Annotated in this window: 17 protein-coding genes; 5 read left to right on the forward strand and 12 right to left on the reverse strand. The window is 70.9% G+C overall.

The window, feature by feature from the left end; all coding sequences use genetic code 11:
• The first annotated feature begins 58 nt into the window (after positions 1-58).
• The 3 genes from K2W61_RS25715 to K2W61_RS25725 are packed head-to-tail and all read left to right on the forward strand — an operon-like array spanning position 59 to position 2,609.
• Positions 59-1,066 (forward strand): ABC transporter substrate-binding protein, encoded by a 1,008-nt coding sequence (locus K2W61_RS25715; protein ID WP_175141116.1) that lies wholly within the window; start codon positions 59-61, stop codon positions 1,064-1,066.
• Positions 1,063-1,881 (forward strand): ABC transporter permease, encoded by an 819-nt coding sequence (locus K2W61_RS25720; protein WP_236756815.1) that lies wholly within the window; start codon positions 1,063-1,065, stop codon positions 1,879-1,881. The genes K2W61_RS25715 and K2W61_RS25720 overlap by 4 nt, the downstream gene beginning before the upstream one ends.
• On the forward strand, positions 1,869-2,609 hold the full coding sequence (locus K2W61_RS25725; protein WP_175131738.1) for an ABC transporter ATP-binding protein: 741 nt from the start codon (positions 1,869-1,871) through the stop codon (positions 2,607-2,609). Before K2W61_RS25720 ends, K2W61_RS25725 begins: the two co-directional genes overlap by 13 nt.
• 20 nt (positions 2,610-2,629) lie before the next feature.
• Here the strand turns inward: K2W61_RS25725 and K2W61_RS25730 are convergent, their stop codons facing one another.
• Entirely contained in the window at positions 2,630-3,877 is a 1,248-nt protein-coding gene (locus K2W61_RS25730; RefSeq protein ID WP_175131737.1) for an MFS transporter, read from the reverse strand.
• Between the two features lie 111 nt (positions 3,878-3,988).
• Here K2W61_RS25730 and K2W61_RS25735 point away from each other — a divergent pair, with 111 nt between their 5' ends.
• Positions 3,989-4,447: a winged helix-turn-helix transcriptional regulator gene (locus tag K2W61_RS25735; RefSeq protein ID WP_175131736.1), complete on the forward strand. Its 459-nt coding sequence runs from the start codon at positions 3,989-3,991 to the stop codon at positions 4,445-4,447.
• 20 nt (positions 4,448-4,467) lie between these two features.
• Here K2W61_RS25735 and K2W61_RS25740 read toward each other — a convergent pair whose 3' ends face one another.
• From K2W61_RS25740 to K2W61_RS25755, 4 genes are all read right to left on the reverse strand, one after another.
• A complete protein-coding gene (locus K2W61_RS25740; protein WP_236757094.1) occupies positions 4,468-5,412 on the reverse strand; it encodes a pyridoxamine 5'-phosphate oxidase family protein in 945 nt (314 codons plus the stop codon).
• Between the two features lie 155 nt (positions 5,413-5,567).
• Positions 5,568-6,197, reverse strand: coding sequence for a glutathione S-transferase family protein (locus K2W61_RS25745; protein ID WP_175131735.1), 630 nt, complete (start codon positions 6,195-6,197; stop codon positions 5,568-5,570).
• A gap of 128 nt (positions 6,198-6,325) precedes the next feature.
• Entirely contained in the window at positions 6,326-7,231 is a 906-nt protein-coding gene (locus tag K2W61_RS25750) for a LysR family transcriptional regulator (RefSeq protein ID WP_175131734.1), read from the reverse strand.
• Complete coding sequence (locus K2W61_RS25755; RefSeq protein ID WP_236756816.1) at positions 7,215-8,165, reverse strand: LysR substrate-binding domain-containing protein; 951 nt, start codon at positions 8,163-8,165, stop codon at positions 7,215-7,217. Before K2W61_RS25755 ends, K2W61_RS25750 begins: the two co-directional genes overlap by 17 nt.
• Positions 8,166-8,272: 107 nt before the next feature.
• Here K2W61_RS25755 and K2W61_RS25760 point away from each other — a divergent pair, with 107 nt between their 5' ends.
• Complete coding sequence (locus K2W61_RS25760) at positions 8,273-9,553, forward strand: MFS transporter (protein ID WP_236756817.1); 1,281 nt, start codon at positions 8,273-8,275, stop codon at positions 9,551-9,553.
• Between the two features lie 58 nt (positions 9,554-9,611).
• Here the strand turns inward: K2W61_RS25760 and K2W61_RS25765 are convergent, their stop codons facing one another.
• From K2W61_RS25765 to K2W61_RS25795, 7 genes are all read right to left on the reverse strand, one after another.
• Complete coding sequence (locus K2W61_RS25765; RefSeq protein WP_236756818.1) at positions 9,612-10,550, reverse strand: alpha/beta hydrolase family protein; 939 nt, start codon at positions 10,548-10,550, stop codon at positions 9,612-9,614.
• Positions 10,551-10,673: 123 nt separating this feature from the next.
• The gene (locus tag K2W61_RS25770; protein ID WP_175141111.1) at positions 10,674-11,492 is read right to left on the reverse strand and encodes a helix-turn-helix transcriptional regulator; all 819 of its coding nucleotides are present in this window, start codon (positions 11,490-11,492) and stop codon (positions 10,674-10,676) included.
• Positions 11,493-11,621: 129 nt separating this feature from the next.
• Complete coding sequence (locus K2W61_RS25775; protein ID WP_175141110.1) at positions 11,622-12,536, reverse strand: DMT family transporter; 915 nt, start codon at positions 12,534-12,536, stop codon at positions 11,622-11,624.
• 150 nt (positions 12,537-12,686) lie between these two features.
• Positions 12,687-13,934: a D-amino acid dehydrogenase gene (locus K2W61_RS25780; RefSeq protein WP_175131728.1), complete on the reverse strand. Its 1,248-nt coding sequence runs from the start codon at positions 13,932-13,934 to the stop codon at positions 12,687-12,689.
• 142 nt (positions 13,935-14,076) lie between these two features.
• Positions 14,077-14,514 (reverse strand): Rrf2 family transcriptional regulator, encoded by a 438-nt coding sequence (locus tag K2W61_RS25785; protein ID WP_236756819.1) that lies wholly within the window; start codon positions 14,512-14,514, stop codon positions 14,077-14,079.
• A gap of 59 nt (positions 14,515-14,573) precedes the next feature.
• Complete coding sequence (gene hmpA / locus K2W61_RS25790; protein ID WP_175131726.1) at positions 14,574-15,788, reverse strand: NO-inducible flavohemoprotein; 1,215 nt, start codon at positions 15,786-15,788, stop codon at positions 14,574-14,576.
• A 108-nt stretch (positions 15,789-15,896) separates the two neighbouring features.
• Entirely contained in the window at positions 15,897-16,538 is a 642-nt protein-coding gene (locus K2W61_RS25795) for a 4'-phosphopantetheinyl transferase family protein (protein WP_236756820.1), read from the reverse strand.
• Positions 16,539-16,651 lie beyond the last annotated feature (113 nt).

Below are 16,651 nucleotides of genomic sequence, written 5' to 3' on the forward strand. Positions count from 1 at the left end.
GGTCCGCGGGCAAGCCGCCAGCCGCATCAAAGGCGCCCTCGTTCAGGACCTTTCCTCCATGCTCCGCAAGCTGTTCACCACCGCGCTCCTCGCCGCCACCACGTCCCTCGCTCACGCCGCGCCGCCCGCGCTCGAAATTGGCTACCTGCCGATCCTGCCGGACGCGCAATTGTTCGTGGCGCTGGAAGAAGGCACGTTGCAGGCCAAGGGCGCGCCCGCGCCCAAGCTGGTGCAATTCCAGAGCGGCCCGGCCTTGACCCAGGCGCTGCTGGCCGGGCAGCTCGACGTCGCCTATGTCGGCATCGGCCCGGCGCTGGTGGCCAGCGCCAAGGGCGCCGGCATCAAGGTGGTGGCCTCCAACATCGTCGAACAGGTCAACGTGGTCGCGCTGGGCGCGCTGGCGCCGTATTTCGCCTCGGGCGATCCGGCCACCGCGTTCGCCCGCTTCGCCAAGGACAAGGGCAGAAAGCCGGTCATCGCCAGCTACCCCAAGGGCGCGGTGCCCGAGGCCGCCCTGCAATACTGGCTGCGCCAACGCCTGAAGGCCGATCCGGCCAGCCTCGAACTGATCTACCAGGGCGAAGCGCAGATCCAGCAGTCGCTGCTGACCGGGGCCATCGACGGCGCCGCCATTCTCGAACCCACCGTCACCACCGTGCTGACCCGGCTGCCGGAATCGCGCGTGGTGGCGCGCGGCTCGCAGCTGTTTCCGAACCAACCCGGCGCGGTGCTGCTGGTGCGCGACAAGCTGATCGCCGAACACCCCGAAGCGGTGCAGCAACTGGTCAACGCCCAAGTGGCCGCGACCGCCCTGCTGCGCGACGACCCGGCGCGCACCGCTGCGCATGTGCAGAAATATGTCGGCGGCGGCCGCCTCGACCGCGCGCTGGTGGAAAAGGCCATCCGCAACTCGCATGACCAATTCGTGGCCGACCCGCATGCCATCGTCGACGCCACCGCCGAACTGCAGGCCTTCCAGGCCAGCCTGGGCACGGTCGGCGCGGCCAGCGCCGACGTCAAGCAGTTGTTCGACACCCGCTTCTACGACAAGGCCGCCCAGCCATGAGCCAGACCGCCCCGGCCCTTGCCGCCCCCGCGGCCCCGGTCCGCAACGGGGCGCCGCCCTGGTTCGCCGCGGCGCGCCGGGCGGCCTACGGCATCTCCGGCCTGGTTATCTTCATCGCCATCTGGAAAGCCGCCCTGCTGTGGCAATGGGCGCCCCCCGGCACCCTGCCCGACCCCTTCGCACTGCCCGCCACGCTGGTCCAGGAATGGCAGTCGGGCCGCCTGCTGCCGGCCATCGGCTCCAGCCTGGTGCATTACTTCTGGGGCCTGGCCGCCGGCACCGCGCTGGGCTTTGCCGTCGGCCTGGCGGCCGCCACGCTGCCGCGCTTCGACCTGGCGCAAGCCTACCTGGCGCGCATCCTGCGGCCGATCCCGCCGCTGGCCTGGGTGGTATTCGCCATCGCCTGGTTCAAGGTCAGCCATGCCGGCGCCGCTTTCGTCATCGCCATCGGCGTGTTCTGGGTCAACTACTTCGCCACCTACAGCGCGGTGCGCAATGTCGACCCGCGCTACTACGAGCTGGCGCGCGCCTTCGGCCACGGCGGCTACCTGGCGCGCGCGCTCGGCGTAACGCTGCCGGCCATCGCGCCCGGCGCGCTGTCGGGCGTGCGCACCGGCATCGGCCAGGCCTGGATGACGCTGATCGCCGCCGAACTACTGGGCGTGCCCGGCATGGGCCAGGAAATGAATGCCGCCGCCGGCGTCGGCGCCTACGACGCGGTGGTGGTCTACATGCTGATCATCTCGCTGGTCTACACACTCTGCGACCTGGCGTTCTCGGCGGTCGAAGGCAAGGTGCTGCAATGGCGTCCGTGATCGAATTCTCCAAACTCTCGTACCGCCATCCGGGCGCCGACGCCCCCGTGATCCAGGGCCTGTCGCTGGCGATCGAGGCGGGCAGTTTCGTGGCCGTGGTGGGCGGCTCGGGCGTGGGCAAGTCCACCCTGCTGCGCGCGGCGGCCGGCCTGGCCGACCCCGCCAGCGGCGAAGTCCGGTTCCAGGCGCCCGCGCGCGCGGGCCGCCGCAGCCGCGCGGTGGTGTTCCAGGACAGCCGCCTGATGCCATGGCGCACGGTCGGCGGCAACGTCGGCTACGGCCTCGAAGGCCTGGGCCTGGATCGCCATGAACGCCAGCAGCGCATCGACGCCGCGCTGCGGCTGACCGGCATGGGCGACTATGGCCGCCGCTGGCCGCACCAGTTGTCCGGCGGCCAGGCGCAGCGCGTCGGCATCGCCCGCGCCCTGGCGGTCAAGCCCGACCTGCTGCTGATGGACGAACCCTTCAGCGCGGTCGACGCCATCACCCGCCGCAACCTGCAGCAGGAATTGATCCGCGTCTGGCAGGGCGCCGGCGCGGCGGTGCTGTTCGTCACCCACGACATCGAGGAGGCCGTGTTCCTGGCCGACAAGGTGGTGGTGCTGGGCGGCCGCCCGGCCAATATCGCCGGCAGCTACGACATCGACCTGCCGCGCCCGCGCGACCGCGCCGATCCGGCATTCGCGCGGCAAGTGGCGGCCATCGCCCACACGCTCGAACATCACTGACCGGACCGCGCCCGCGCCTCTCACGCGCGGCGCGCGCTGGCGCAGTGCGCCGCCGGCGCCGCCTTGCGCGGCAACGTCAATGCCCAGAACAGCGCCGCCGCCAGGCTCAGTCCCAGGCCCAGCGCACATACCCCGAGCCAGCCGGCCCGCGCATAGACGAAGGTCGATGCGATCGACCCGAGCCCGCTGCCCACCGCGTAGAACATCATGTAGCCGCCGACCAGGCGGCTATGGGCCTGCGCGCTGATGGAAAAGATCATGGCCTGATTGGTCACGTGCAGCGCCTGCGCAGCGATGTCCAGCACCAACACGCCCAGCGCCAACGCCCACAGGCTCCGGTCCAGCAGCGCGATCGGTCCCCAGGCCAGGCACAGCAGCGCCAAGCCGGCGCCGGTGGTGAGTTGGGCATGGCCCCTGTCCGCCAGCCGGCCGGCCCGCGCCGCCACCAGCACGCCCGCCACGCCCACCAGCCCGAACGCGCCCACCGCGCTAGGCGTCAACGAATACGGCGGCGCGCTCAGGGGCAGCACCAGCGCCGTCCAGAACGCGCTGAAGACGGCGAACATCAGCAGCGCGATCATGCCGCGCACCCGCAGCACCCGCTCACTCGCCAGCAGCGTGAGCATCGAGCGCAGCAGCGCGCCATAGCCCAGTCCCGCGGCCGGCAGGGCGCGGCGCGGCAGCCAGCGGGCCAAGGCCAGTGCCAGCAAGGCGGCCAGGCCAGCGGACACCAGGTAGACCGCGCGCCATCCCCACAGGTCCGCCACCGCGCCGGCCAGGGTGCGCGCCAGCAACAGCCCGATCACCACGCCGCCCTGCACCGCGCCGACCACCCGCCCCCGCTCGCCCGGCGCCGCCAGCGCGGCCGACAAGGCCAGCAGACCCTGGGTCATGGCGGTGCCGAGCAGGCCCAGCGCCAGCATCCCGGCCAGCAGCCACGGCGCGGCGGACGCCAGCGCCACCGCGGCCAGCGCCAGCACCAGCAGCCCCAGCTGCGCCAGCATGAGGCGGCGCCGGTCGAACAGGTCGCCCAGCGGCACCACCAGCGCCAGCGCCAGCGCGCAGCCCAACTGCGTCGCGGTGACGACGATGCCCACCGCGCCCTCGTCCAGGCGGAACTCGCGGCCCATGGCGTCCAGCAAGGGTTGCGCGTAATACACGTTGGCCACGCTCAATGCGCAGGCCACCGCCAGCAGCAGCACCAGCGCGGTGGGCATGCCGCCGGCGGATGGCGGCGCCAGGGGGGAAGGATCGGTTCGGTCAGACATGGCGGCCTTTTTGGTTTTATTAAGAAACCAGAATGCTAGGCCTTAAGGTTTTATAATGCAACCTGATAATCGACATTCATCCGCCGCGACGGCGGCAAAGGTCAGGACGATATGGTCAAACGCACCAGTCTCGAAGGCGCCGCCTGCCCGGTGGCGCGCGCGCTCGACGCCATCGGCGACTGGTGGTCGCTATTGATCGTGCGCGACGCCTTCGACGGCGTGCGGCGCTTCGGCGAATTCCAGAAAAGCCTGGGCGTGGCCAAGAACATCCTCAGCGACCGCCTGCGCACGCTGCTGGCGCATGACATCCTGGCGGCGGCGCCGGCCTCGGACGGCAGCGCTTACCAGGAATACGTGCTGACGGAAAAGGGCCGGGCGCTGTTTCCCGTGATCGTCGGCCTGCGCCAGTGGGGCGAAGACCACTACTATGGCCCGGCCGAACCGCACTCCACGCTCATCGACCGCAAGCGCGGCCAACCGGTGCGGCGCCTGCAGGTCCGCGCCCAGGACGGCCGCGAATTGGCGCCGGACGACACCGTGGTGCGCAAGGTCGACGGCGACCGCGCCTGACCCTGGCGAGTCCTGCCGCGTCAGACATCGGCGGCCTGCGGCCACTGCCCCGTGGCCAGCGCGGTCGGCGAATAGCCGCCAAAGCGCCAACGCAGCGCCAGCGCGCCCGGCCTGGCCCGCACTCGCCGCACGCGCACCCGCCACAGCCGTTCGGCCCCCGCGAAGGCGGCGATCTCCGGACTGTCCAGGATGACCTCGGCGCGGCCCGACACCTGCAATACGTCGCCGCGTTCGAAGTCGATGAACAGCAGCGCGGCGCGCGGATTGAGCAGCATGTTGCCCAGCGTATTGAAAAAGCGGTTGCCGGAGAAATCCGGGATCGTCAGCGTGTCGCCGTCGATCCGCACGAAGCCGGGCTTGCCGCCGCGGTGCGAAACGTCGACCCGGCGCCCGGCGTCATCGGTGTCGGCGTAGGTCGCCACGAAGAGCGTATCGGCGCGCGCGATCAGCGCCTGGTCGGCCTCGGCCAGCGTCGTCCGCTCGCGCGCCGGTGCCGGAAAGCGCAGGGCCGGCGAGCGCGAGAAATGGAAATCGCGCGCCTGGATGTACTGCGGGCAGTTGCCGAACGACTCGGCCACCGTGACCGCGAACCGCTTGCCGTCCCACGCGCTGATACGGCCATTCATGCGGTTGCGGCGGCGCGTGTGCAATTCGATGCCCAACAGCCCCACCGCCTGATCCGGGCCCAGGCCGGCGCGCAGCGGATCATCGGCGTCCGGCAGCGCGGCCACCTGCAAGGTCACGGGGTCTGGCGATACGGCGAAGCCCGGCTCGCCCTCGATCACCCCGGCCCAGGGGTCGCCCTGGCCATCGACCGCGCCCATCACCAGGAACGGCAGTTGCGCGAAGAAGGCGCGGTGCTGGTCCGGCATGTACGGGCGGATCACCTTCGCGCCCACCTGCGCCATGCGCTCGGCCATGCCGACGTGCGCCTGTAATTGACGTTCGCCGGCGTGCCAGGGCATGGCGCCGGCCGCAGGCGGGACCGCCGCAGCGCCCCCTGCCGGCCTGGCGCTGGCCGAATCGCCGGCCGGCGCGGCATCCGCGGCGCCCATGGGACGTATCGTATTCGCATTCATCTCAGGCTCCTGGTGCGCGGGCTTGCCGCCCGCGCCTGGCATCACGCCGCCCGCAACCCGACCGGCGACACCGCCATCGGCACGAAGCGCGGCAATGCCTCGATCCGCGCCAGCCAGTCGCGCACGCGCGGATACGCCGCCAGCGACACATTGCCTTCCGGCGCGTGCGCCACGTAGGTGTAGCAGGCCACATCGGCGATGGTCGGCGCGGCGCCCGCCAGATAACCGGTGGCCGCCAGCTCCTGCTCCATCACCGCCAGCAGAGCATGCGCGCGCGCCAGCGTGGCCGGCACGTCATGCGAGGCGCCGAACAGCGTCACCAGCCGCGCCGCGGCGGGGCCACTGGCCAGCGGACCGGACGCCGCCGACAGCCAGCGCTGCACCGCCGCCGCGCCCACGGCATCCTCGGGCAGCCAGGCCTGGCCGCCGTAGCGCTTGCACAGGTACACCAGGATCGCGGTGGAGTCGGCCACCACCACGCCGTTATCGTCGATCACCGGCACCTGGCCGAACGCATTCAGCGCCAGGAAGTCGGGGCGCTTGTGCGCGCCGCCGCGCAGGTCGACTTCGACACTACGGTGGGGCACGTCCAGCAGCGACAGCATCAGGGCCACGCGGTGCGAATGGCCGGACAGGGGAAAGCCGTAGAACGTCAGGGGAGCGTTGGACATGGCGCTATCTCGTGAAAGGAAACAGGCGTCCATCTTGAACCCGCTCCGCGCGCGGGGGAACCGCCTGGCCACGCAAGACAGCATTGCCGCCAGTGAAAGAATGGCCGCCGGCCGTCACACCGGGGCCGTCACACCGGCAGTGCCGCCAGGTCGCGGCGCAAGGCCTCGACGCAGAACTCGACGAAGCTGCGCACCTTGGCCGAACTCCTGCGCCCTTCCGGATAGACCACATGCACCGGCATCGGCGGCAGTTCATAGTCGCGCAGCACGACCTGCAAGGCGCCGCTGGCCAGGTCGCGCGCCACCTGGTAAGACACCACCTGGGTCAGGCCCCAGCCCTCGCGCGCGGCCGCCACCGCGGCCTGGAAAGAGGTCACGGTCAGCTGCGAGTCCAACGGCAGGCGGCGCGGCTGCCCATCCTGCAGCAGGCGCCACTGCGAGCCGCGCCCTTCCATGGCTGCCGTGATGGTGCAAAAGCGCGCCAACGCATCGGGGCTGTCCGGCGTGCCGTTGCGCCGCAGGAAATCGGGGGAAGCGCACACCACGCGCCGCACCTGTCCCACCGGCACCGCCGTCAGCGTGGAATCGGGCAGCGCGCCGATGCGCACCGCCACATCCACGCCTTCGTCCAGCAGGTTCACCACGCGATCCACGAGCAGCGCGCGCACCGAAACCTCGCGATGCTGCCGCAGATAGCCCATCACCGCCGGCATGACATGCAATTCACCGAAGCGCGCGGGCGCGGTGATGTGCAGGGAACCGCGCGGCGCGGCCATGGCGCCGGCGGCGGCGTCGTCGGCCTGCTCCACCGCTTCGAGAATGCGGCGGCAGTCGGCGGCGTAGCGCGCGCCGGCCTCGGTCAGGCGCAGGCTGCGGGTGGTGCGCACCAGCAGCAGCGTCCCCAGCCGCCGTTCCAGCGCCGCGACGCTGCGTGTCACGGTGGGGGCCGACATCGCCAAACGACGCGCGGCGGCGGCGAAGCCCTGCGCCTCGGCCACCGCCAGGAAGACACTCATTTCATGGAATCGGTTCAAGGCGCTCGGCCTCCTCGGGATGGATGCGCGCCGGCAGGCCCGGCACGGCCGGCAGCGCTGCGACGCTGTCGCGCACGCAACGCCGCACGATATCCGCCAGGGCCGCGGCCACCGGCGCCGGCCGGCCTTGCGCGTAATACAGCGACAAGGGCAACGGCGGCAACGGCGGCAGGCCCTGCTCGCCCGGCGCCATCACGCGCAACCCGGCCGGCAGCCCCAGCGGGGTGCGCACCATCAGCCCCAGGCCCGCGCCGACCGCCGCCCACAGGCCCGCCAGGCTGGGGCTGATGAAGGCCGCGGTCCAGGCGATACCGGCGCGATCCAACGCATCGGTGGCGCGGCTGCGGAACAGGCAGGGCGCCTCGAATGCCACCAGCGGCAAGGCGCCATCGGCATCGCGCACCGGATCCATTGCGGCCGGACCGATCCAGCACAGTGGCAGCTCGGCCAGCCTCAAGCCATGCGGCCGCGCCGCGTCATGGTCCCAGGCCAGCGCCAGATCCAGTTCGCCGGTCGCCACGCGTTCGAGCAGGTCGGCATTGCGCGCCACCCGCGCTTCGATCCGCACCCGCGGATGGGCGCGGGCAAACTGGCCCAGCACCCGGGGCAGCAGGATCTCGCCGAAATCCTCCTGCAATCCCAGGCGCACCCGGCCCTGCAACCGCGTGCCGCGAACCGCCACCGAAGCCTGGTCGTTCAGTTCCAGCAGCCGGCGCGCGTACGCCAGCATGGTCTCGCCCGCGTCGGTCAGCGCCAGGCCGCGGCCGGCCTTGCGCAATAGCGGCACGCCGGCCTGATCCTCGAGCTTTTTCAGCTGCGCGCTGACCGCCGAGGTGGAACGCCCGAGACGGTCGGCGGCGCGGCCGAAGCTGCCTAGCTCCACCCCGGCGACGAAGCTGCGCAACACGTCCAGGTCGAAAGTGACAGGCCGCATTATTGTCCCGTTTTTCAATACCTTTAATTGAAAATTTCCTGATTTTCAGAATGATGTTACGGGCGCAGACTGGCCGCGTCAATGTCAATCCCGCTTGGAAAACCATCATGTCCCTGCCCGCCTCCGCCCTCTGCGCCCCCGCGCCCGCCGCGCGTCCCGCCCACCGATGGAAGGTGCTGGCAGTGGGCGTGGCCGCCAATGTCGCGTTCTCCGCGGCGGCGGCCGGCCTGCCCGCCACCGCCGTCTTGCTGCGCGCCGATTACCAGCTGGACAACGACGCCCTGGGCCTGGCGCTCGGCGTGCTCGGCCTGGGCGTGGCGCTGTTCGAACTGCCCTGGGGCCTGCTGGCCGACCGCTGGGGCGACCGGCCGGTGTTGCTGGCCGGCCTCGGCGCGACCGCGGCGGCGCTGGCCTGGATGAGCCTGTGCGCGGCCCCGGCCCACGGCGTCGCGCCCGCCTTGTGGCTGCTGGCGTTGGGCCTGCTGCTGGTGGGCGTGATGGGCGGCAGTGTCAACGGCGCCAGCGGCCGCGCGGTGATGGCATGGTTCGACGAGGGCGAACGCGGCCTGGCGATGAGCATCCGCCAGACCGCCGTGCCCCTGGGCGGCGGCCTGGGTGCGCTGGTGCTGCCATGGCTGGCGTCGCGGGCCGGCTTCGGCGCCGTCTTTGGCCTGCTGGCCAGCCTGTGCGCAGGCGCCGCGCTGCTGACGCTGGGCTGGTTGCGCGAGCCGGACCGCGCGCGCATGGCCGCTCCGCCCAGCGCTGGCGCGGCGCCCCGCTCCATGGCCCGCGCCAGCAGCCCGCTACGCGATGCGCGGGTGTGGCGCGCGGCGGTGGCGATCGGCCTGCTGTGCTGCCCGCAATTCGCGGTGCTGACGTTCGCCACGGTGTTCCTGCACGACTTCAGCGGCGCCGGCATCGCCACGCTGACCGCGGTGATGGTGGCGGTTCAACTGGGCGCCATGGTCGCGCGCATCGCCAGCGGCCGCTGGACCGACCGCCACGGCAACCGCCGCGCCTACCTGCGTGGCTGTGTCTGGCTCGGCTGCCTGCTGTTCGCGGCGCTGGCGGCCGCCGCCTGGGCCCTGGGCGCGGCCCCCGGCCACAGCGTGGCGTTGTTGGCCGTGCCGGTGCTGCTGGCCGCCGCCGGCATCTGCGCCTCGGCCTGGCACGGCGTGGCCTACACCGAACTGGCCACGCTGGCCGGCGCCGCCCGCGCCGGCACCGCGCTGGGGCTGGCCAACACCTGCGTCTACCTGGGGCTGTTCCTGACGCCACTGGCGCTGCCGCGGCTGGTGGCGGCCACGTCCTGGCCGCTGGCCTGGCTGGCCGCCGGCGGCGCCATGCTGGCGGTCTTGCCGCTGCTGCCGCGCCCGGGGCGGCCGTGAACGCGCGGCGCGCACAGCGCCGCACAGGCGGCAGCCGAGGCCCTGGGCGCCGGGATTTTCACGCGGGGATACTCGGACTTCCGGCTAGCGCCGCCGCGCAGTCGCAACGGATGGGCGTCACCCCAGCCGGCCGCCGCTCCCCACGGCTGAGCCAACCCAGCGCGATCGGCCACAGCGTGTCGCGAAAGCGCTCATGGAAAAATGCAAAGTGGCCGATGGCCTCCAGCCCCAGCGAGGCCGGCGCCAGGCGCAGGTGCGTGCGGGCGCTGCCGGTGAAGTACGCCAGCAGCCGGCCGATGGCGGCCTCGGTGCCGAATTCGTCGTCGGTGACGCTGAGCGCCAGGATCGGCGCGGTCACCGCCGCCATCGCGGCCACGCGATGGTCCGGCCCGCCGCGCCCTTCGAAGCGCGGCCCCATGAAGCTCCAGTCGCGCACCACGCCACGCGGCGTATCCTCCAGCCAGCCCAGGCGGCGCCCGGGAAAATACCCCAGGCAGGCCGCCAGCAGCGGCATCGCCACATGCCACTTGGCCAGCATGCGCAGGCGCTGCCCGGCGGCATAGTCGCGCCAGTAGGCGTATTGCGCGCCCATCGTGAAAATGCGCCGCAAGCGCCGCGCCGACGGCGCCAGGCCGGTGACGAAACCGCCAATGCTGTGCGCCACCACATCCACCGGCTGGCCGGGAAAATGCGTGTCGACATACCCCAGCACCGCCTCGAAATCCTTCTCGCCCCAATCCATCCAGGAGGCCTGGAACCCGCGCAGCGAGGCCGGACGCGATTCTCCGATCCCGCGGTAGTCATAGATCAGCACGTCGAAGCCGTGCCGGTGCAGATAGGCGGCGAAGCGCGCGTAATAGCGGCAGCGCACCGAGGTGGCGGCGTTGATGACGACCACCGGACGCGGGCCGGCCGGGCCGGGTCCGGGATGGCGCCACACGTAGCCTCCCAGCGCCACGCCATCGGCGGCGCGCAGTGTGATGCGGTGCGTATCCATATTCACATTCCCTCAGATCAATCAAACAAGGTCTGGAACGGCCTTTATGAATCGATTAAACCTTTGGGAAATCATGGATTCAAACGATTATTCGTCGCCCATTACATGCTTTATAGGAATGTGTCAGGCCACCGCGCCGCGGCTCGCCGAGCGGCGCAGCACCCCCGGCGGGCTGCCGTAGACCTGTTTGAATACCCGCGTCAGGTGCGCCTGGTCGGCAAAGCCCACGGCCAACGCCGCCTCGGCCAGCGGCAAGCCGCCGCGCAGCAGCGCACGGGCGCGCGCCACCCGCCAATTGCGCAGCCAGGCCAGCGGCGGCAGACCATAACGGCGCGCGAACCGCTTGACCAGCGTGCTGCGATGCCGGCCCTCGGCCCGCGCCAGTGCCTCCAGGTCGGGCGCGCAGGCCGGATCGGCGCGCATGCGCTGCAACAGCAATGCGCAGACGTCCGTCGCCTCGGCCGGCGCCGCGCCGGACGCGGCTGGGGTCTGCCCATGAGCAGCCAGCAAGCCGAACAGAGCCGCCGACAGACGGCCGCTGCGCGCGCCGTCGTCGATGGCCTCGGGCGCCAGCGCCGCCAGCCACGCGGCGCACAGGCCGGGGTCGCGGATGACCGGCCCTGGCAGCGCCAGGCCGCCCTCGCGCAGCGCGGCGGCGTGGTCGTCGAACCAGCCCGGCTCGATATACGCCATGCGGTAGGCCAACAGCCCGGCCGATGTGCCGCCGGTGTGCACCTGCCCCGGCGCGATCACCACCAGGTCGCCCTCGCCCGCCTCGAACGGCCGGCCATGCACGGTGAAGGCGCAGCGCCCCCGGGCGATGGCGCCGATCGACCAGGCGTCATGGAAGTGCGCCTCGTAGCGATAGGCGCGCAGGTCGGCAATCAGCACGTCGCCGGGCAGGTTCGCGCCGCAATGCCAGATATGTTGGGAAACCGCCATCGAAAAAATGCCTGGGCAGGACTGTCGGGGGGCGGCCGCCAGCGCCGGCCGCCCTGGCGACAGACTACCCGAAATAGCGCGCCGGCGCGTGCGGCGGACGCGCCGGCGCCATGATGGCGGACGCCGCCCTCACGCCTTGCCGGCGGCCAGCGCGGAGGCGCGGCCGCGGCCGAACAGCGGCCGTTGCACCGTCTGCGCCAACAGCACGCCGGCCAGCGTCACGGCGCCGCCCAGCAGATGGTACGAATGCAGTTGTTCGCGCAGCAGCGCGAACGCGGCCAGCGCGGTGAACAGCGGCAACAGGTTGATGAAGATGCTGCAACGGTTGGGGCCCAGGCGGTGCACGCCCTCGATCCACAGGAACGACAGCAGCACCGACGAGAAGATGCCGGCGTACAGGATCAGCGGAACCGTCTTCATGTCCAGCGCCGCCTGGGCGGCCGGCACCCGCAGGTACAGCGGCAGCATGTACAACAGCGCGAAAACCGACTGCACGAAGGTCGACTGCCAGGCCGGCAGCGGCACTTTCCAGTGGCGCAGCAGCACGCCGTACAACGCGTACGAGAATGCCGCCATCAGCATCAGCCCGTCGCCGACGTGGATGCCGTGCTGGAACACGCTCAGCATGTCGCCCTGCCCCACCAGATACAGCAGGCCCAGGAACGACAGCGTGCCGCCCACCGCCATGCCGAGGGTCAACGGATCGCGCAGGATGACCACGCTCAGCAGCATGCTCAGCAACGGTATCAGCGCCGTCAGGATGGCCATGTTGGTGGCGGTGGTGGTCTCGGCAGCGCGGTACGACAGCGCCTGGAACAGCGCCGCGGACAGCGCCCCGTACAGCGCCAGCTTGGGCCAGTGGCGCAGGATGAGCTTGCGGTTGCGCCAGGCCGGCACGGCCGTGAACACGCCCATGATCGCCAGCGCCAGGATCAGGCGGTAGAAGGTGATGGCCGTGGGCGAGATGGCGCTGGCGGCCATCTTGGAAACGATGACATTGCCCGCCCAGAACAGAATGGCGAACAATGGGAACAAGTAGGACATGATGGGTTCACTCGCGGAAAGGGAATCGGCCATCCGTCCCGCGCGATGCGCGGGCAGCGGATGGCCGCTATCCTATTGAGCGTCCCCGCGCCCGTCTCCCGATGAAAAGGCAAGGACTATCGCGAAATGGGCACCACCCGCACGCCGCCCTCAGGGCCGGAACGGCAGCGCGTCCAGCGGCGCCTGCACGCCGGCCATCTGCGCCGTCAGCAACGCGGCGCTGCCACAGGCCAAGGTGAAACCGAGCGCGCCCTGGCCGATGTTGAGCCACAGGTTGTCGGCCGCCGGGCTGCGTCCGATCAATGGCTTGCCGGTGGGCGTGGCCGGGCGCAATCCGGCCCAGGGAATCGCGGACTCCAGGTCCAGCGCCGGAAAGGCCTCGCGCACCTGCCGCTTGAGCAACGCGATGCGGGTCGGATCGATCCCGGCGTCGGCGCTGCCGATATCGACCATGGCGGCGATCCGCAACACGCCGCCGACGCGCGCGTAAACGATGCGGCGCTCATAGTCGGTGACGCTGATGCGTGGCGCCACGGTGTCGTCCTCGGTCAGCGGCACGGTCAGACTGTAGCCCTTGAGCGGATAGAGCGGCACGTCGTGGCCCAGCGGCCGCAACAGCGCCCGCGTGCCGATGCCGGTGGCCAGCACCACCGCATCGGCGCCGATATCGCCATCGCGCGCATGCACCGCGACGATGCGGCGCCCCTCGCGCTGCAAACCCGACACCGGATTGGACATGGCGCACTGCACATTGGGCAGCCCGCGCAGGCGCTCGAACAGCGCCAGCGTGAACTGGCGGCAATCGCCCGCCTCTTCGCTCGGGGTGTAGATGGCGCCGGCCAGGCTGGCGCCCATGCCGGCCAGGGCCGGTTCGCGCGCCAGTGTCTGGGCGGCGTCCAGCACCTGCTGCTCGGCGCCATGGGCCGCCTGGTAGGCAACCAGGGCCCGCGCCTTGTCCAGCAAGGCCGCGCTGCGGTAGGCGATCAGCTTGCCATTCTTGAGGTGGCCGAATTCCAGGTTTTCCTGCTCCAGCAGCGCGTGCATCGCATCGCGGCTGAGGAACGACAGCGCCTGCAACTGCGCAGTGGATTCGCGCGCCACCGACGCCCGGCAGGCCAAAGCGAAGCGCAGGCACCAGCGCCACTGGTGCGGATCCAGCCGCGGCCGGAAACGCAACGGCGAGTCCTCGCGCAGCAGCCAGCCCGGCACACTCGACAGCACGCCAGGCCCGGCCAGCGGCGCGACATAGCTGTAGCTGAGCTGGCCGCCATTGGCATAGCTCGACACTTCGGCCGGATGGGCGTGGCTGTCGACCAGCACGACGTCATGGCCCTGGCGTGCCAGGAAGTAAGCAGAGGTCACGCCGACGACCCCTGCCCCGATTACGCACACGCGCATATCCTGCATCCAAATAAGAAAATGGCAACGGTCTTATTCTGAAGCGGGGGACGGATGACCGCAAATCACCAAACCCCCAGCACCCATAACCCGGCCTCATGGCCCCGCGCGCGTGCCCCGCAAAAAACGGCCGGCGGCGCTCTCAGGCGGCGCGGTGCAGCTTGATGAGGGCGGCGGCAGTGGGATCGCGCACCAGATCGGCCAGGGAGTAGCCGTTGAGCGCGTCGTAGAACGCCTGCAGGGTCTGCGCCAGCACGCCCGCCAGGCGGCAGGCGCCGTCCAGCGCACAGGGCGGCTCTTGGCAATCGATCAGCGGCCCTTGCTGCTCCAGCTCGCGCACCAGGTCGCCCAAGCGGTATTCGGCGGCCGGGCGCGCCAGCGCCAGGCCCCCGCCCTTGCCTCGCGCCGTGCTGACCCAACCGCGCTGCGACATGAAATGCACCACCTTGACCAGGTGGTTGCGCGACAGGTCGAAGCGCGTGGCGATCTCCGGAATGGTGACCGCCGCGGGCCGGTCGCGGCATTGCGTCAGGTACATCAGGACGCGCAGGCCGAAGTCGGTGAATCGGGTCAGTTGCATGGTCGGGCTGGAAAAATCCCCGGCGCCCCGGGAAGGAACAGGCCGCCAGGATACACCGCTCAGGCCGGCGCCCCGCCACTGCCGAACGCCTCGGCATGGATGCGGTCCGCGGCCACGCCCAGATCGGCCAGCGCCTGGCGCTGGGCGCGCATGAAACCGGCCGGGCCGCACAGGTAGTAGTCGGCGCCCGGCACCAGCGCCTGCTCGCGGATGGCGCACAGGTCCACCCGGCCGGCGTGGTCGTAATCGCGGCCGCGCTGGTCGCCCGGCCCGACCTCTTCGTAGAACACCGCCTTGCGCACATTGGCGCGCACCGCGGCAATGGCGTTGACGTGGTCTTTCATGGCATGGACCGCGTGGTTGCGACAGCCATGCACGAAGCGGATCTGGCGCGGATCGTCGGTCGCCACCAGATGGTTCAGGATGGAGACCATGGGGGTCAGCCCGACTCCGCCGCTGAGCAGCACCACGGGCGCGGCGCCGTCGCGCAGGTGGAAATCGCCCTGCGGCGGCGCCACGTCCAGCACCCCGCCCTCCTGCAGGCAATCGTGCAGGGCGTTGGAGACACGGCCGGCCGGACCCTGCGCGCCCGCCGCCTCGCGCTTGACCGAAATCCGCAGCCGGTCCTGGCCCGGCGCGTCCGACAGGCTGTACTGGCGCGGCTGCATCAGGCCCAGTTCGGGCACGTACACGCGCACCGACACATACTGACCGGGACGATAGGCCGGCACCGCGCCGCCATCGGCCGGCGCCAGGTAGAACGAGGTGATCTCGGCGCTTTCGGGCTGCTTGCCGACCACACGGAAGGCGCGCCAGCCGGTCCAGCCGCCCGGCTTGGCGGCCGAATCGGCATACAGCCGCGCCTCTTCGGCGATCAGCATGTCAGCCAGTTGGCCGTAGGCGGCGGCCCAGGCGTCCACCAGCGCGTCGGTCGCGGCCGCGCCCAGCACCTCGCGGATCGAGGCCAGCAGATGCTTGCCGACAATGGGGTAATGCTCGGGACGGATGCCCAGGCTGACGTGCTTGTGGACGATGCGCGCCACCACCGGCGCCAGCACCGAGGGGTCGTCGATGTGTTCGGCGTAGGCCGCGACCGCGCCGGCCAGGGCCTGCTGCTGCTCACCGCCCGCTTGGTGGCCCTGGTTGAACACATGCCTGAGTTCCGGGTTGCTTTCGAACATGCGGGCATAGAAATGACGGGTCAGGGCCACGCCATGGGTTTTCAGGACCGGCGCCGTGGCTTTGACCAGGTCGCGGATTTGCGGGCTCAACATCGACTGCTCCTTGCGCTGCGGAGGGCGCCGGCACCGTTGCCAGGCCTCCTTTTTAAACATGCATTAATAATACATGTTTAAATGCGTTGCACAAAACCCGCCCCGCCCTCAGCCGCCGCGCCCCGTCCATTGACCCAGCAGCCGGCGTGTCGGCCAGGCGCCGGGCGCCACCGCGCGCCAGTCGATCCGCCCCCGCGCCGCGTCCGGGCCGCGCCACACCGCCGCCATCACCCAGTCTTCCCCGAGCGCCCACGCGCTCGCCTGCCAGCGCCCCGGCGGCGGACGCAACAGCAGCCGGCCCGCCGCCCCCGGCGTCAGGCCGACCGATGCCATGTCGGCCGGAAAATCCAGTCCGGCCGCCTTGACGAAGGCTTCCTTGAGGGTCCAGAGCAGGTAAAAGCGCTCCAGCCGCCGTTGCGCTGCGGCCCGGGCCAACCAGACGCGCTCGGCGCCATCGCAGACCCAGGCGGCCAACGCGGCGGTATCGCGCGGCCGCAGCCGTTCCAGATCCACGCCCACCTCCCAGCCGGCCGGCGCCCGCGCGCACAGGGCATGGCCGCCACTATGGCTGAGGGACAGGGCGCAGGCCCCGTTCATCTGGTCCGCCCGCACACGTTGCAGCAGCGCGCGGCTGACCCGCCAGTCGTCGCGCGCCCTGGCCGAGCGCAAGGCCGCGGCGCGGCGCGCATCTTCAGGCGAGAGCAGCTCCGGCCGATAGCGCTCGGCGGCGCCTTTGTCAGCCCACCACAAGGAAAGTTCCTGAAATTCCATGCAACTACGTAACAATTTATCAAGACAGAATGTAAAATATCAGGCGTTTTTACGGCTTTGGTAACGCCCAAAAACAATTAACAGATTTGCGA

The sequence above is a fragment of the Achromobacter pulmonis genome (assembly GCF_021733725.1).
GTDB classification, from domain to species: Bacteria; Pseudomonadota; Gammaproteobacteria; order Burkholderiales; family Burkholderiaceae_B; genus Achromobacter; species Achromobacter pulmonis.